This is a genomic window from Mucilaginibacter sp. Mucisp73, from assembly GCF_059491465.1.
Window position 1 is genome coordinate 4277366 of the sequence record NZ_CP168507.1, and the last position, 16561, is coordinate 4293926.

14 protein-coding genes are annotated in these 16561 nt (G+C 42.6%); 12 read left to right on the forward strand and 2 right to left on the reverse strand.

The window, feature by feature from the left end:
• The first annotated feature begins 51 nt into the window (after positions 1-51).
• Entirely contained in the window at positions 52-771 is a 720-nt protein-coding gene (locus ACEN82_RS17840; RefSeq protein ID WP_413320437.1) for a 2OG-Fe(II) oxygenase, read from the forward strand.
• A 47-nt stretch (positions 772-818) separates the two neighbouring features.
• Positions 819-1433: a hypothetical protein gene (locus ACEN82_RS17845; RefSeq protein ID WP_413320435.1), complete on the forward strand. Its 615-nt coding sequence runs from the start codon at positions 819-821 to the stop codon at positions 1431-1433.
• Here the strand turns inward: ACEN82_RS17845 and ACEN82_RS17850 are convergent.
• Entirely contained in the window at positions 1430-2125 is a 696-nt protein-coding gene (locus tag ACEN82_RS17850) for a Type 1 glutamine amidotransferase-like domain-containing protein (protein WP_413320433.1), read from the reverse strand. The two genes, ACEN82_RS17845 and ACEN82_RS17850, sit on opposite strands and share 4 nt — an antisense overlap.
• A gap of 481 nt (positions 2126-2606) precedes the next feature.
• Between ACEN82_RS17850 and ACEN82_RS17855 the strand changes: the two genes are divergently transcribed.
• The 10 genes from ACEN82_RS17855 to ACEN82_RS17900 all read left to right on the forward strand — a co-directional run bounded on the left by ACEN82_RS17855 (position 2607) and on the right by ACEN82_RS17900 (position 12801).
• Positions 2607-3800, forward strand: a complete 1194-nt coding sequence (locus ACEN82_RS17855; RefSeq protein ID WP_413320431.1) for a sensor histidine kinase — start codon at positions 2607-2609, stop codon at positions 3798-3800.
• A 10-nt stretch (positions 3801-3810) separates the two neighbouring features.
• Entirely contained in the window at positions 3811-4506 is a 696-nt protein-coding gene (locus ACEN82_RS17860; protein WP_413320429.1) for a LytR/AlgR family response regulator transcription factor, read from the forward strand.
• A gap of 104 nt (positions 4507-4610) precedes the next feature.
• Positions 4611-4988: a response regulator gene (locus ACEN82_RS17865; protein ID WP_413320427.1), complete on the forward strand. Its 378-nt coding sequence runs from the start codon at positions 4611-4613 to the stop codon at positions 4986-4988.
• Positions 4989-5060: 72 nt separating this feature from the next.
• A complete protein-coding gene (locus ACEN82_RS17870) occupies positions 5061-5303 on the forward strand; it encodes a PqqD family protein (RefSeq protein WP_090531431.1) in 243 nt (80 codons plus the stop codon).
• Positions 5304-5305: 2 nt separating this feature from the next.
• The gene (locus ACEN82_RS17875; RefSeq protein ID WP_495643990.1) at positions 5306-6361 is read left to right on the forward strand and encodes an ATP-grasp domain-containing protein; all 1056 of its coding nucleotides are present in this window, start codon (positions 5306-5308) and stop codon (positions 6359-6361) included.
• A gap of 9 nt (positions 6362-6370) precedes the next feature.
• A complete protein-coding gene (locus ACEN82_RS17880; RefSeq protein WP_413320423.1) occupies positions 6371-7726 on the forward strand; it encodes a type III PLP-dependent enzyme domain-containing protein in 1356 nt (451 codons plus the stop codon).
• Positions 7723-9879, forward strand: coding sequence for an urea transporter (locus ACEN82_RS17885; protein WP_413320421.1), 2157 nt, complete (start codon positions 7723-7725; stop codon positions 9877-9879). The genes ACEN82_RS17880 and ACEN82_RS17885 overlap by 4 nt, the downstream gene beginning before the upstream one ends.
• Positions 9861-11039: a tetratricopeptide repeat protein gene (locus tag ACEN82_RS17890; RefSeq protein WP_413320420.1), complete on the forward strand. Its 1179-nt coding sequence runs from the start codon at positions 9861-9863 to the stop codon at positions 11037-11039. Before ACEN82_RS17885 ends, ACEN82_RS17890 begins: the two co-directional genes overlap by 19 nt.
• Positions 11027-11647 (forward strand): tetratricopeptide repeat protein, encoded by a 621-nt coding sequence (locus ACEN82_RS17895; protein ID WP_413320418.1) that lies wholly within the window; start codon positions 11027-11029, stop codon positions 11645-11647. The genes ACEN82_RS17890 and ACEN82_RS17895 overlap by 13 nt, the downstream gene beginning before the upstream one ends.
• A gap of 248 nt (positions 11648-11895) precedes the next feature.
• A complete protein-coding gene (locus ACEN82_RS17900; RefSeq protein WP_413320416.1) occupies positions 11896-12801 on the forward strand; it encodes a PepSY-like domain-containing protein in 906 nt (301 codons plus the stop codon).
• Positions 12802-12895: 94 nt separating this feature from the next.
• Here the strand turns inward: ACEN82_RS17900 and ACEN82_RS17905 are convergent, their stop codons facing one another.
• A complete protein-coding gene (locus ACEN82_RS17905; protein WP_413320414.1) occupies positions 12896-16474 on the reverse strand; it encodes a family 43 glycosylhydrolase in 3579 nt (1192 codons plus the stop codon).
• Positions 16475-16561: the final 87 nt, after the last annotated feature.

A 16561-nucleotide genomic window follows, 5' to 3' on the forward strand; every position in this document is an offset into this window, starting at 1 on the left:
TGCCCACCAATCTTCCTAATGATAGTTTTGATCCTATTCAAAATAACAAAAATGACACCGGAACAAACACTTAAAGATCGTATCAAAAATCTTGATTGGGATCAAATTAATAAAACATTACATGACAACGGTTTTGCAATTGTTAAACAGGTTTTAGGTGAACGCTACTGCGATACATTAATCAGCGATTATGGCGCAGATGCTTATCGCAAAACCGTCAGCATGGAGCTCTACAGATTTGGATATGGCGAATACAAATATTATAATTACCCGCTTCCTGCAATTATAACCGATTTAAGGGAGAGCGTTTATCCGTACATCGTACCTGTGGCCAATAAATGGATGAATGAACTTGGTTTTGACAAACAATTCCCCGGCACCCATGAAGAAATGAAACAGTTATGCCATGAAGCCGGGCAAACCAAACCCACAGCCCTGATATTGCAATACACAGAAGGCGGATTTAACACCCTGCACCAGGACCTTTACGGCGAGGTATATTTCCCCATCCAAATGGTTTTCATGTTCGATCAACACAACAGAGACTATACCGGCGGCGAATTTGTAATCACCGAGCAAATTCCGCGGGCGCAATCAAAAGTTAATGTACTTACCCCCGGCATGGGTGATATGGTTTTATTTACCACTAACTTTAGGCCGGTAAAGGGAAGTAAAGGTTATTACAGGTTAAATATGAAGCACGGCGTAAGCCCGGTTCACAGCGGTAAGCGCCATAGCCTGGGCATTATATTTCATGACGCGCTGTCTTAAACAGATTGATGTGACTTTGATCCTCACCATTGAAAACAACATATGACATGCTACAGAACCGCGTAAATCCATTTGGACAACTTATTAAAACAACAGCGCGGGGTGCCTGGCTTGGTAACCGCGGCGTAATCCATAATGAGGACAAGGAAATTGTACGCGCTTTCAAAATTAAAGCCTGGATAACCTGCGTTTTGGAGTTCAGGGGCCGGCATCGCGAAATTATGCAGCCCGACCGTTGGACTGAACTCTTCTTCCTTGATGAAGCCACGGCATTTTCAGCAGGGCACCGGCCTTGTTTTCAATGCAGGTATAAGGATCATCAGCGATTTAAAGAGTTTTGGCTAAAAGGCAACCCTCAATACGGTTTTGACATGAAAACGCCGGTAGCCAAAATAGATGACATTTTGCAGGCAGAGCGCATCACAGCTGATAAGTTAAAAGTTACCTATCAAGAAAAATTAAAAGCCCTGCCTAACGGCACATTTGTAATTTATGATGACAAATCACATTTACTCAAAGATAACCTGTTGTACTTATGGAGCCCTGCCGGATACCAAAAAGGAATAAGGCTCCCCAATGTGGATATAATCACAGTACTAACTCCCCGGTCAATTGTGAATATGTTCAGTGCAGGGTATGTGCCTCAAATAGGGATTTATTAAATATTTTTTAGCGGCCTGCCATAATCTCGGGGAGTAAATAATTTCCAATTCCCCTCAGAAATAACCTCGACAGCTCCGTCAATCACTTTAATCGCGGTTTGATCGTCAATAGCGTATGATGGTACCGGTATGGAAGCAGCCAGTTTCTCAATATTGGCCAGGGAATTGTTCGGGAACCACTCATGATCCAAATGCGGGTGGATAGCAAAGTCAACAAAACTTAACGACTTATCACTATCAGCCGGCAGCATATGGTTGCCATAGGTAGTACCAAAGCGGGTCATGATCATACTACCGGCACTCAGGCCAACATATACCATCTTTTGTAAAAGCGAGGGCAGCAGATCCGCCAGCCCGGATTGCTGCATCCAATAGGTCAGGTACTGGCAGTCTCCACCACCTACCAGTAAAACATCGGTTTCCCGGAGCATGTCACCCCATAACTCTCTTTTGATACTGGGTAAGGCGGTAAGTTCCAATAAGCCCAGCGACTTCCAACCCAATTGGCAAAAGGGATCACCTAAGGACCCGCAAATAACCCTTCGTACTATGTCGCCACCGTTGGGTATAGCGTATATCGCGGTAGGGATAAAAAGGGCGTTCGCTTCGGCAAACGGTTTGCCCAACAGCTCTATCAAAGCATTTTGAATACTCATATTACTGATTCCGGCAGATGTAAGAAGTAGCTTCATAATTTGTTGGATTATAATCAATGTTAATAAAAACGCTGAATTAAATTCGTAAAATATCCAAAACTCCCCTCCATCCATTCAATTACCCCGTTCGTCGGTACAAAATTTCAGATTAAAACCTCAGGGCTACCTTTACACCATCAAATAATAATTTGATCAGTGATAAGGTTTAGGTGATGGCCCCCAAGCAGCGAGTGCAAGGGGGCTTTCTTATATAATCCACGCATCCCTATTTTTTGGTAAAACACGCCGCTCCTCTCGTTCATCTATACAATTTCCCGGTTCACCGACACATGGTTGTTAAAACTCCCACTCATCTTCACCTTTGATTTATAATTCAGAAGCAGGGACACTGAATTATAATTTTTTTCGTATAGATGGAGCACCTGTGCAATGTACAGGTGCTTTTTTTAAATTAGACGCTAAAATATGTGCCAGCCAGTAGCTCCGGTATTGATAAATAAAAGAATCTTAAAATAAAATGATCCGCTCAAAAGCAACCACTTTTTTTATTCATGCTGCAGGCTGGCTTGTGTTTTTAGGGTTCCCGCTATTATTCATGAACCGCACACAGCAAAGCAGCGCCGGCACCTATGCCGTCCTGTTTTCGCCTTACTACTGGCTGTTTTGTCTCACCTATATATTTATGTTTTACCTGAACGCCTGGTACCTGGTGCCAAAGTTCGTGTTCCGTAAAAGATATCTCTGGTATGGGATTATTGTGCTATTACTTTCAGGCTGTGTTTACTTTTTGCAGCCTTTTGATAACCTGCTTCTTCACAATCTCATTAAAGGGAATAAACCAGTAGCAACAACAGCCCCCAATCCGCAGCCTATAGTACCGCAAATTACACCAACGGGGATTGACAGCTCAGCACCTAATCAGCAAAATATGCCTTTCGGCCCGTTGCCGCACGAAGATCTGCGGATGCAGGACCCCAGCCTTAAACCCACCAACCGCATTATTTTTATTCATCAATCCGGTAATATTGATATGGTAGGCTTATTTATTTTTATCATTGTGATGGGGCTGAGCGTTGCCATTGCCACGGTTCAAAAATGGCAGCTTACCGAGCAGATGGTTACCCGTGCCGAAGCCGAAAAAGCCCATGCCGAACTCTCTTTTCTTAAAGCCCAGATCAATCCTCATTTTTTATTCAATACGCTGAATAATATTTATGCCTTATCGGTTACCAATAGCGAGCATACTTCCGAGAGCATCATGAAACTCTCGAACATCATGCGCTATGTAACCGATGAGGTAACGGAGGATTTTGTTTTGCTGCAAAACGAAATTGATTGTATCGATGATTATATCGATCTGCAACGCCTGCGCCTCGGCAAAAAAACAAAGCTTGATTTTGAAGTTTCGGGCAAGATTGACAATCAAAAAATTCCGCCCCTGATACTAATGACCTTTATTGAAAACGTTTTTAAATATGGCGTAAGTAAACACCAGCCATCAGTTATTAATATTTTCTTAAGGGTAAACGGCAACCAAATGCTGTTCATCTGTAAAAATACCATTTTCGAAAAACGACCTGCCACCGAACGGAAAGGGATCGGCATTGCCAATAACCGCCAGCGCCTGCAACATATTTATCCTAACAAACACCGGCTTGACATTAGCGTGGCCGATGGTAATTACATTGTTGAATTGGAGATTAACGCTTAAACTATTTATAATGCAATTAAAATGTGTAGCTATTGATGATGAGCCGCTGGCCCTTCAAATAATTGAAAAATATGTAGCCGAATATCCCGCGCTAACATTGGTTAATACTTTTGAGGATGCGATATCGGGCGGGGAATACCTGAAAATGAACAAGGTGGATGTGCTGTTCATAGATATTAACATGCCTGATATTACCGGTATCGACCTGGTAAAATCATTGACTGATAAGCCAATGATTATTTTTACCACTGCCTACAAAAATTATGCATATGAAGGTTACGAACTGGAAGCGGTTGATTACCTGCTGAAACCGATCAATAACCTGCGCTTTGGCACAGCGGTTCAAAAGGCAATTGGCTATTACCAGTACAAACATACCGATACCCCAAATGAAAGCGATTTCCTGTATGTGCATTCAGAATACAGACTGATCAAGATCAACATTAAAGACATTGAATACATTGAAAGCATGCAGGATTACATCAAGATCCATGTGCTGGGCGTAGCCAAACCCATACTGACACTGATGCCCCTGAAAAGTGCAATTGAAAAACTGCCTGCATCAAAATTTATCCGCATTCATCGCAGCTTCGTGGTAGCGCGTGATCAGATCAGGTCTATCCACAACCGCAAGGTAAAACTAACCAACGTAGAGCTTCCTGTAGGTACAAACTATACCGATTTTATCAAAGACTGGCACAAATAATCAATTCATCGGCACATTAAAGGCGTTGAACGACACATTATTTTACAGCCCCTTAAATAGCCTCAACTTTATATTATTAAAATTGATACTAATCCCCTAAAGTCATGAAAACAGCAGGCGATAAAAAAACCATCTTAGTACTTGATAAAAACAGCCGGATGTTATCGGTAATTGATGACATTATGTACTATGGTGAATTTAATGTGCATTTAACTTTTGACCCTAATGCTATATATGATAAAGCTAAAATGATTAATCCGGATTTGATCATTTTGGATTATTTGTTGGTAGATAACGATTGTGAACTGGTTTGCCGGGACTTTAAGGATGATAAGCAACTATGCAATGTACCTATCATTATTGTAACCGCTTTTAAAACAAAAAAAGCACAGGCCGACTCTTATAAATGCGATGCCTTGTTTGTAAAACCGCTGGATATGGAAGTGCTTGCATCAAGGATAGAATACCTGATGGCATCCTAAAGCTGGTTTTGTAAACTCATATAAACCTGCTAAGTTTAGCTTTTATTAATTAAACAACTCTGCACTTATAAAATGAAACTCAAGAGCAACATAGCCACCAGCGAAAACGGGTTTATTTTTAACCCTGCCACCGGCGATTCATTTTCCGGCAACGGTATGGCGGCAAAACTGCTTGAGGCTATGAAAAGCGGCAAAACCGAAGATGATATCAAGCAGGATATTCTGAGCAGATATGAAGTGAGCGAAAGCCAGCTTAACAGGGATTGGGATAATTGGATGCTGCAGCTAAAAGAAGCAAACCTGCTCGAAATTTAAGGATGATGGCAAACAAGTACGCTAATTTATGTATTGCTGTTACCGGGCTTAACGCCAATGACAATCCGGGTCCTGGGATGGCGGTCATCCGTTGTTTAAAAGAGTGTTTTGGAGATGATTTGCGCATAATTGGCCTGTCGTACGAATCGCTGGAGCCCGGGATTTATCTGCGGGATTGGGTAAATAAAACTTACCAGGTCCCCTATCCAACCGAAGGTACGACAGCCCTTGTTGAACGTTTGGCATATATAAACGGACAGGACAAACTTGATCTCATTATCCCCAACTTTGATTCGGAGCTGTTCAATTTTATAAAGATAGCGCCGCAATTGCAGCAAATGAGCATAGCAACTTATCTCCCAACACATCAGCAACTGGCGTTAAGAGATAAGCTGAACCTAAAAAATTTCGGCACAAAAAATGGCTTTTATGTGCCTGCCGATCATAAGCTTTACACTACCGACGATATTAAAAAAGCGGCTGATGAGTTCAACTTTCCTATGGTAATAAAAGGCAAGTTTTATGAGGCTTATGTTGTATACACGATGGATCAGGCATTGAAAGCCTTTCATCAATTGTATGCAGTCTGGGGCGTGCCGGTAATAGCCCAGCAATACATCAAGGGCAACGAAATCAACATCGCGGCACTTGGCGATGGTAATGGCAGCAACATCAGCTTGGTGGCTATGCGCAAGCTTTATATTACCGATAAAGGGAAGGCCTGGGCGGGCGTTACCATTAAAGATGATAAGCTTACCCAACTGGCCGACAACTTTGCCCGCGCAAGCAACTGGAAAGGGGGCTACGAAATGGAGGTCATGAGCAATGCCGAAGGGCATTTATACATATTGGAAATTAACCCCCGGTTTCCGGCATGGGTTTATTTAACTGCCGCCGCAGGCCAAAACCAGCCTGCGGCATTAGCTAAAATAGCGATGGGTGAAACCGTTGAGCCTTATGCCGATTACCAGGCCGGCAAACTGTTTGTCCGGTATTCGTGGGACCATATCGCCGACATCGCCGATTTTCAGCAGATTTCGGCGTTTGGCGAATTATAATTTATAACGATGGAAAAGCTGCCATACGAGAAACCATATATAAAAAAACTACAGGCCGGTGCCCTTAACAAATTCGGCTCCCGCACCGGGGTGCAGCCCGTTAAAAGCATCGATGGCGTTTCTGTAAAAAGCCTTATCGAAAACTACGGTTCGCCGGTGTTCGTATTGTCCGAAAAACAGATCCGCAAAAACTACCGGGCTGCATACCGCGCTTTTAGTACCCGCTACCCAAAAGTACAATTTGCATGGAGCTATAAAACCAATTACCTCAACGCCGTTTGTCAGATTTTTCACCAGGAAGGCAGTTGGGCCGAGGTAGTTTCAGGCTTTGAATATCGTAAAGCCTTAGGTAATGGCGTACCGGGCAACAAGATCATTTTTAACGGACCGGGTAAATCTCTGAACGATTTGCAGCTGGCCATCGAACATGATTCGCTGATCCATATTGATCATTTTGATGAGCTTAACCAATTACTTACTTTAGGTAAAAACCTGGCCAATAAACCGCGTGTGGCCATCCGTATAAATATGGACACCGGCGTTTACCCACTTTGGGACCGCTTTGGTTTTAACTATGAAAATGGAGAAGCCTGGTCGGCAGTTACAAAGATCACAGGCTCGGGAAGTCTGCAATTGGTTGGCCTGCATTGCCATATCGGTACCTATATGCTCTCTGCCGATGCTTATGGTATAGCGGCTAATAAACTGGCCGAACTGGCTGTTCGCTGCCAGACCGAGCTTAATCATAAAATAGAATATCTTGATCTGGGAGGCGGTTTCCCCTCAACCAATACATTGAAAGGTGCTTACCTGCCGGGAAATGATACCGTGCCGACGATTGATGACTTTGCTGAAGTCATAACTTCGGCTTTGCTCAATTTTGGCTTTGCCAATGATGACCTGCCGCTGCTGATATTGGAAGGTGGGCGCGTTTTGATAGATGATGCCGGTTACCTATTGGGCACTGTTATCGCCAACAAACGTTTAGCCAATGGCAAAGGCGCCGCCATTGTTGATTTTGGGGTCAATATCCTGTTTACATCTTTTTGGTATGAACACCAGGTAAGCCCAGCCCAGGATTTTGCTGCACATACCGAAAACATGGTGATATACGGACCGCTTTGCATGAACATTGATGTGATCAGGGAAAGCATTAACCTGCCCCTACTAAATCCCGGCGACCAGGTAGTAGTGCACAAGGTTGGCGCTTACAACATGACCCAATGGATGCAATTCATCACTTTAAGGCCTGCTGTTGTGTTGATAGACGAGAAGTTGCGTACGCATCTCATCCGCAAAAACGAAACATTGGAATATACTGCCGAACCAGAGTTAGTACCCGCTCATTTAAATAACAACAAGTGAAGCAAATTCCAGCATTCATAAAAACCGTCATCAATTCCTATTCGGTTCTGTTTTTTTCTCAAAACCGGGTATTGGGGATTATTTTGCTGCTGGTATCATTTTTCAACCCTGTATCCGGCTTTGCAGGGTTGGGTTGTGTCATTTTCTCTTTGCTGATAACAAAATTGCTAAAACAGGGTAACGAAGATTACCGGGTAGGAATTTACAGCTTTAACTGTTTATTATTAGGGATAGCATTTGGTACTTTTTTCCAGGTTAACGTCATGTTTGTGACCTGGCTGGCGGTTGCCTGTTGCCTTGTAGTGCTTGCTACTATTATTATGTCAAAGCGCATGAGTAAACCGGGTTTACCTATACTTTCACTGCCGTTTATCCTGGTTTTCTGGCTTGTACTGCTGGCGTCCAACAGCATCTTCAACACTGGATTATCACAAAAAAGCAGCTCCCTGCTCGAAGAAATTTACACCGGCCCGGGTAACCTGGCCGGCGCCGAAGGTTATCTTGCCACAACGTTGCCAAAACTGATGAGCTTATTTTTCCGTTCATTAAGCGCAATTCTGTTTCAGCATAATATCATAACCGGAATGCTTATTACTATGGGGATACTTGTGCATTCGCGCATTGCATTCAGCCTGCTTATCATTAGCTTTTTAACGGCCTGCGGGTTTAACAACATCACAAATACCTACCCTGAGGGTATCAGCTATTACCACCTTGGTGCCAATTTAATGATGGCTTCAATGGCCATCGGCAGCTTTTTCACCATCCCATCGTTACGCTCTTACCTGCTGGCAATTCTTTGCATCCCCTTGGGTTTCATACTCATTAATGCCCTTACCACACTCATGGCCTTGCATGCGCTGCCTGTTTTTTCGTTACCGTTTTGCGTGATAAATATCAGCCTGCTTTATTTTTTAAAGTTAACCGGTCATCACCCCAAATTGCATTTAACCATAGTACAGCATTACTCGCCCGAAAAAAATCTTTACCATGTTTTAAACCTGCAAAACAGGCTGAACGATCTGAAATACTTCAGGCTCAATTTGCCGTTTATGGGCTATTGGACGGTTTCGCAGGGCTACAATGGTGCCATTACCCACAAAGGTGAATGGGGTCAGGCGCTTGATTTTGTGATCACGGATGATGAACAAAAAACGTTTCAGCATCCCGGCTCCCTTCCTGAACATTTTTATTGTTTCAATAAGCCGGTACTGGCCTGCGGCGATGGCGTTGTAGAACTGGTTGTAAACCATGTAGAAGATAATGATATTGGCGAAGAAAACCTGAAAGAAAACTGGGGTAATACGGTAGTGGTCCGCCATGCCGCGGGGCTTTATTCCAAACTATCGCACCTCAAAAAAAACTCGATAAAAGTTAAACCTGGCGATGTTGTAAAACAAGGTGATCTGCTGGGGTTTTGCGGTAATTCGGGGCGTTCGCCAGAGCCGCATTTGCATTTCCAGTTGCAGACTACGCCTTATATAGGATCTAAAACACTGCCTTATCCGCTCGCCTATTATTTTACCAAAAAAGCTGATCAAACCATCCTTGTAAGCTACAATATCCCAAATGAAAACGAATTAATAAGCAACCCCGAAATCAATACGCCACTCAAAAAAGCATTCGACCTGCAACCGGGCTTCGTATCTAAATTAGTTAACGGAAACGGCTCAACCGAAGAATGGGAAGTTTTTAAAGATGAATTAGGACAGTCATACATCTACTGCAAAACAACGGGTGCCGTTGCTTATTTTATTAACAATGGAACTATGTTTTACTTCACCAGCTTTTATGGCGATAAAAAGTCGCTCCTCTACTATTTTTACCTTGCCGCATATAAAGTTATTTTTAACGATGCTGGGTATAGCCCGGCTAATGATGAGTTCCCGGTATCACTTACTCATAACAAAACATTGCTTTGGCTGCAGGATTTTATTGCACCTTTTTACCGGTTCATCAGCATAAAATATAAAAGCGGGATCCAGCTAAAAAAAACAGGGCTAAATATTATATCCAAACAATACCAGGAAATTGCAGGTAGAACATTGTCCCTTACAGAGGCAACCATTTTTGTAGATCATAGCAGCCTGCAAGCCCTCATTATAAATACAAACGGTCAGCATATTGAAGCACAATGGAGTACAGAAAATTAACCATACTTTTTGCCCTGCTATTTGCTGCTCTTGTAACCCGCGCACAAGACAATAAACTTGCCATGGCCGATAGTACCGCCGAACAATTGTACAATGCCGGCAACTGGAAACAACTTATCAGGTTTGTAAATCAATCGGTTGCCGATAGTGTAGACTCGCCCGCTTTACGCTTTAAGGCAGGGTACGCTTATATGCTTACCAGCAATTACAAAGCTGCCATTTATCAGTTTAACCAGGTTTTACGTAAAGAACCCCAAAATGTCACGGCATATTTGTATGCTTACTACTGCAACACCTATATCAACAACAATAACGCCGCGTTTTATAATGCATCGCATTTAGACACGGCAACCCTGCGTGCTATCAAGTTATCAACATTTGGTTTAACTGATGCGGTTTTAGAAAGCGGCATAAAATTGCCGAATAACCACGAACGCGACAACGGCTTTTTTGAACGCGCGGGTATCGGTTTAAGATTATCGTGGCGTTTGCAGTTGGACCAATCATTCATGTTTTTCAAACAGAATATATTCAGATCGGGCTATATTGATTACATTAACCAAACAGGCAAAACCGACCGTCAGCTTGAATATTATGCTAAAGCGAAATATTCTTTGACTAAAAATATAAGTTTACTTGGCGCGTACCATTATTTACACACCAGCTACCGGAGCAATATTTACCAAAGTAACCTTGGGCTGTTAGGAATAAAATATGATACCCGTTACATTGATTTGCAAGGCGATGTTAATTTTGGCAAACTCATTAATAAAACCTTAAAACAATATGATGCCAAAGTGGATTTTTATCCACTGGGAAACTTGAATCTATACACCACAAGCAGGGCATCGATACTGGATTTGAGCGGAGTAACTCATTTCATTTATAGTCAGTCGGTAGGATTTAAAGTATTAAATAAAACGTGGCTGGAAACAGCCGCTACTTTTGGCAACCAGGATGATTACCTGGATGCAGACGGGCTTTATGTGTATAACGCTATCGATCCTACAAAATTTAAATGCGGTGAAAGCGTTTTTTATCAGTTAGGTAACCATGCCTTATTGAATTTAAATTACTTTTATGAAAAGAAAACAGACATTTACCGTGCTGTTAACTATAACCAAAACTCTGTTACGTTAGGTATAACATGGAAATTTTAAAGAAGACGTTTATTCCCATTTTTTTATTTGTATTTGCAGCACAATTGCAGGCACAGACAAATGTGGTGCTTCAAAAAGCTTTTCACAACAGTTATACCAATGAATTAAACAAAAATTACGTTGCCGCCATTGCCGATATCTATCCCTACTATTCGGAAAATAATTATGAGATAACCATCAGGCTGGGTTGGCTCCATTACCTCAATAAAAACTACACTGCTTCGCAAACTTATTATCAAAAAGCAGTTAACCTGAAGCCTGGCGCTATTGAGGCTAAGTTTGGTTATATAAAGCCACTCTCTTTTTTGCAAAACTGGGATAAAGTGCTGGAACAATATCTTGCTATCCTTAAAATAGACCCACAAAACACGCAGGCGAATTATTGGGGAGGCGTAATTTATTATAACCGCAAACAATACGAACCCGCTATTAAGCTTTTCAGGGTAGTAGTAACGCTTTACCCTTTTGATTATGACGGCAACCATATGCTGGCCTGGTCGATGCTTATGGCTGGAAAAAAAGCTGAAGCGAAACCTTTTTTTGAAAAAGCACTGATCATCAAACCTGCTGATGCTTCCAGCACCGATGGCTTAGCCAGATGTAATTAGCCCGGTTTAAATTTTTCGCGTAGAGACGCATCACATGCGTCTCCGACAGCAAATTTGGGCATTAAATACCTTCATGCGCAAGACGCATGTGATGCGTCTCTACAACAAAAAACATATTCTTCATACGTCGATTTAAATCACTCATTTGTCGACACATTTCCCGACGGCCCGATTTTCCAAATTAATTTTAATTAAACCTGTCCGAAAAAAGGCAGCGCTAATTATCAATTTAAATTAATTCTATGAAAATGAAATCATTTTACGCCTCACTATTGATGGTCGGCACAATAATCGGCCTGGCATCATGTAAAAAGGAAAACGCTTCAAAATCAGCTTCGGCCGCCAGCGTTTCGTCATCAGCCGTCACATCAACCGGCGCCATCGCTATTAGCCTTGCATCGTCCGGAACTACTACCGACAGCGTTTATATGGTTGGCTGCTATGGCAAGCATGATACCAAAGACTCCGTTGCTTTTAGCACATTACCTACAGCTATCGGCACTTACCTTACAGCTAATTACAGCGGTTATACATTCAAAAAAGCATACTCCATTACTGATAGTACTAAAACAGCTATCAACTACATTGTAGTTATCAAATACAACAGCGCTTTGGTTGGCCTCAAATTCACTGCTGCTGGTACGTTTGTAAGCATCCTTGAGCAACGTGAGGGTGTTGACCTCAAAGGACCGGGATGGCACTTAGGCGGATTCTTTGATAATCGTGACAGTAAACACCGCGATACCATTGCTATTTCGGCCCTTCCTGCTGCTGTAAGCAGCTATTTTTCAACAACCTATCCAACAGATACTTTGTTGCATGCCTCTATCGCACCTGATAACGTATACATTTTGATAAGCCAGAACGGGGTACTTTACTCAACAACGGTAACCGCGGCAGGCAAACTTGTAAAACGTATTCAGATAGAAAAACACGATTTAAAACATGCTGTAGTAGCTGAAGCTAACTTACCGGCTGCTATTACCACTTATCTTACTGCTACTTATCCGGGCTACGTATTTGATAAAGCATTTTCTGAAAGCCCCGGCGGAACCCTGCAAGGTTACGTTGTGTTGATTACATCAAACAATACCAAATACGCTTTAATTTTTAATGCGTCTGGTACATTTGTCAGAGTCCTGCCTATCCACTAAACAATCGAAATTATAGCGCTGTTGGTAAGCCATGTTTTTAATTAAACATGGCTTACTTGCTTAATTTCAGAGCCCCAAACAGCGGATTACATATTTATTTCCTGCTGATGAGTTTAAAATTGGAGAATTTAACATACGAGCGGTGCGGCCCGTAGGTACTATGGTAAAGGCCGATTTGCAGATCAGCACCAATTAAATCAGACCTAACAACCGGGCTTCCGGGCAGATCGGTCCAATGTATGCCGTCGTTGCTGCTTCTGATGTAAAATACGTCGCCCGATTTTTGGATCTGCAGATAACGGTTATAATTCCAGCCGGTTTGGGTATTGGTTTGCATCCGGTCGCCGGTTTTAAAATTGGTGAGCATGTTGCCACAATTCCAGGCCGGAAAAATACTGTTCTGGATCAGGTTTTCGCTGCCTTCAGTACCGGGTCGTTTTGCTTTGCGTACCATCAAGCCCATATCACTGTTACCGGCCACCTTTTTTTCCTTAAGGCCACTTACGTCAGCTACTTCTACCTCGGCCACAAAATCACCCGAAACATTCCTGTATAAAAATGGCCCATAAGGCAAATTCCCATCCCAGTTTGAACCTTTTGATTCCAGGGTTAACACGTTGTCGCCGATAAATACCTTATCTTCCTGCTTATCCCCGCCGCTAATTAAACCATTCCATATTGTGCCGGTTGTGCCATCAACCACAAAATCCTTTTTAACCGTAAACCCATCTGCAATAACATTAAATAATGCTGATGATGTGCTCACCGGCAATGCGGCAGTTTTTGAACTTACATTGCCATAATTATCTTTAACTTTAAAAGAGTAGCTATAATTTTTATCGGCTGCAAGCCCATAACTAATATAATGCGGATTAGCCTGCCAGCCGCTTGATTTGCGGTTATCCGTCTCGTTAATAAAATCATATTGCAGGTTTGATTTTACAGAAGCATATTCGGGCGCCTCCATTTCAACCATGCCGGGTGTTACAGCCGTCGGAGCAGCTTTAAATGCAAACGAACCTGCTATAGGCGGATGATAGTTCTGTTTCCAACCCAGGCTCAATTGTTTAATTTCTGCTGATGATAAGCTATGTTTATAGACCACAAGATTAGATACCGCACCATTAAAACCATCGCCCAGTAAAAGCTTGCCGGTGAGCTTGTCTGTATTTGATGTTGTTGCAACCAGAGCACCATCTACATATAATTTAGCGACATTTCCGCTAACAGCTTTTATAACATAGTGCCATTTGCCCGTACCTAAATATTCACCGGCATTGATGAAAGGCTCTTTCAACGATTGTGCTCTCAGTATCGAACCGTTTTGCGTTGATGCACTTTGATAAACGCTTAATGCTACGCTGTAACCTTCTTCGCTATTAACAGCAACATCGTTATTAAACATAAGCGGGCTTTTGCCATTAAAACTAACAGCTATTTTTCCTTTAATATCCCTTACTTCTGCTACCCGCCCATTAGCAGATTGAAACGCCCCGCCTGCACCTCCGTTGTTTATCCATTTTTGAAGCGGACCATAGTTAAGTTTTGCGGCATCGAGGTAAAGGGAGATATCTGACTTTGCAGGATGTAAAGCCCATTGCTTTATCACACTATCCGCAAGCGGTTGATCATAAATTTTAAGGGAAGAAATAGCACCCGAAAAATATGCTGAACGATTTGTTTTTGCACCGATGATGAATTTATCTGCAAGCTGTAAAAACAGCATCTTGTTTTCTGTATTATTCAGCTCGCCATCTACAAATAGTTTTTCGAACGATCCATCAAACGTAACTACAACCTGGTGCCATTTCCCGGCAGCGGGCATTGTTTTGTATTGAAAGTCGGAAACGCCAAAATGCTGCACCGCACCGGCCGTTTTATTGCTTCCGAAACCAAAAGTAGCGCTGCGATGATCTGACTCGCCGTTTGTCCAGCTTAGTACCGGGTTTTCATCTTTGATCTGATCGGTGTAGACCTCGTACGATACCGTATAACTGTTGTTACCCGCAAGTGAACGGGGTACGGCTACCGTTGATTCGAGTGATTGCGTACCGTTAAACAGTAATGCCTTTTTACCGGCTATAATATCAATAACGGGAGGTTTACCAGTTGCAGTAAAATTACCACCCAACACACCTTTATTAGCCCACTGAGATACGGCTTCGCCTACCTGAAAATTATCGGCATTTAGGTTTACCAATAAGCCTTCTCTCTCATTTGGAGCTACCGCTTTTGATATTTCTTTTTTACCGGCAGAAGTAATGTCTCCGGTTACTACCCGTTCGCCATAAACTTTCACGTTCCAAATCGCTTTGTATAAGCCCGGATATTCTGTCCCGGTAATTGTTAAGCGGATAAATCTGGCCTGGGCATTTCCTGAATCTACCATCGGGGAACCATGTTGTTTGTTCTCCTTCCTGTCGGCAAACAACTTCCAGGTTTTACCATCTACCGATGATTCTACCAGGTATTGATAGTACCAGGTTGCATATTCAAATTGGGTTAATACCTGTTGTACCTTTTTTACGGATCCCAGATCAATGGTGATCCAGGCCGGGCTACGACCATTATCAGCCGGTTTCCATAAGGTGCCATTATTATTATCAACCGCAAATGAGGTCTTATAATTTTCGTTATAAAAAGATGAGGCAATCACCTTTTTCTGATAAGCCTCATCTGGAGCATTTATAGTACTTTTTCCTAATAACCTAACACCAAGATGGGTAGGAATAATTTTTTCGATATTGCCGTCCGCATCAAACACGATCTTATCCGCGCAAACCTGCCGGTGATAGCCCCCGTTGGAGTGCGGGTTGTTATGCCGGTGATATACCATATAAAAATCATCCCCTACCTGCACTACCGACTCATGCCCTGGCCCGTGAATAGTGCCATCACTGTTGGTACTTAGCACCGGGTTATTTTTACCAAATTCAAATGGCCCCATTGGTCCGGTTTTACTGATGGCATACTGCACCCGATAAGTAGAATCTTCACAGAAACCGGACGAGTAAGTGAAATAATAAATGCCCTTCCGCTTAAACATAAAGGGCGCTTCAAAAAAATCTTTCGCAATAGTATTGGGAATCTTTGCCGTTTTGGCAAAGGTGTGCATATCCGGGTTTAACAAACCTACGCCGCAACCATGATCAGGATAGATGCCCCAGGTACCCCAAAACATATAGATCTTTCCGTCATCATTTTTAAAGGTTTGTCCATCCAGCGTAATCACCCCGGGGATAAAGTAATTGGGGATCATTGATTTGCCGTCGGGCAGCAAGGGAGTCCATGGCCCGGTGGGGCTTGCTGACGATGCGCCATAAATGTCAACCGGCTGGCAGTAGTACATGTAATACTTGCCATCGTTTCCATTAATTACATCGGGAGCCCAATAGTAATTGGAGGTTGGCCAGTTCATATCATGCATGGTCCAGTTCACAAAATCTTTGGATGTCCAAACCTGTGATGGGCCGTGCCCGCCACCGTTGCCATCGGTGGTAGCATAAATGTAGTAGGTATCACCAAACATGCGTACAGTTGGGTCGGCAAAGTAGCCGGGAATAATGGGATTACCATTACCCGGCACTGTTGCTGATTGTTGCTGTGCAGAACTGTTTAAAACAGCCAAACACATATACCAGAAAAGAAAAACCGTTAATTGAAGTTTATGCATTGTACCTTGTTACATAGGTAAAGCTAAAAGCTGAAGGCACAACGCCAAAAGCTAACTACCCTTTATCAAATATTAAAATACCTGTAG

Excerpts from the sequence above, each read along its gene's own strand:
- ACEN82_RS17840 (WP_413320437.1), top strand. The coding sequence starts at position 52 with ATGACACCGGAACAAACACTTAAAGATCGTATCAAAAATCTTGATTGG.
- ACEN82_RS17845 (WP_413320435.1), top strand. The coding sequence starts at position 819 with ATGCTACAGAACCGCGTAAATCCATTTGGACAACTTATTAAAACAACA.
- ACEN82_RS17850 (WP_413320433.1), bottom strand. The coding sequence starts at position 2,125 with ATGAAGCTACTTCTTACATCTGCCGGAATCAGTAATATGAGTATTCAA.
- ACEN82_RS17855 (WP_413320431.1), top strand. The coding sequence starts at position 2,607 with ATGATCCGCTCAAAAGCAACCACTTTTTTTATTCATGCTGCAGGCTGG.
- ACEN82_RS17860 (WP_413320429.1), top strand. The coding sequence starts at position 3,811 with ATGCAATTAAAATGTGTAGCTATTGATGATGAGCCGCTGGCCCTTCAA.
- ACEN82_RS17865 (WP_413320427.1), top strand. The coding sequence starts at position 4,611 with ATGAAAACAGCAGGCGATAAAAAAACCATCTTAGTACTTGATAAAAAC.
- ACEN82_RS17870 (WP_090531431.1), top strand. The coding sequence starts at position 5,061 with ATGAAACTCAAGAGCAACATAGCCACCAGCGAAAACGGGTTTATTTTT.
- ACEN82_RS17875 (WP_495643990.1), top strand. The coding sequence starts at position 5,306 with ATGATGGCAAACAAGTACGCTAATTTATGTATTGCTGTTACCGGGCTT.
- ACEN82_RS17880 (WP_413320423.1), top strand. The coding sequence starts at position 6,371 with ATGGAAAAGCTGCCATACGAGAAACCATATATAAAAAAACTACAGGCC.
- ACEN82_RS17890 (WP_413320420.1), top strand. The coding sequence starts at position 9,861 with ATGGAGTACAGAAAATTAACCATACTTTTTGCCCTGCTATTTGCTGCT.
- ACEN82_RS17895 (WP_413320418.1), top strand. The coding sequence starts at position 11,027 with ATGGAAATTTTAAAGAAGACGTTTATTCCCATTTTTTTATTTGTATTT.
- ACEN82_RS17900 (WP_413320416.1), top strand. The coding sequence starts at position 11,896 with ATGAAATCATTTTACGCCTCACTATTGATGGTCGGCACAATAATCGGC.
- ACEN82_RS17905 (WP_413320414.1), bottom strand. The coding sequence starts at position 16,474 with ATGCATAAACTTCAATTAACGGTTTTTCTTTTCTGGTATATGTGTTTG.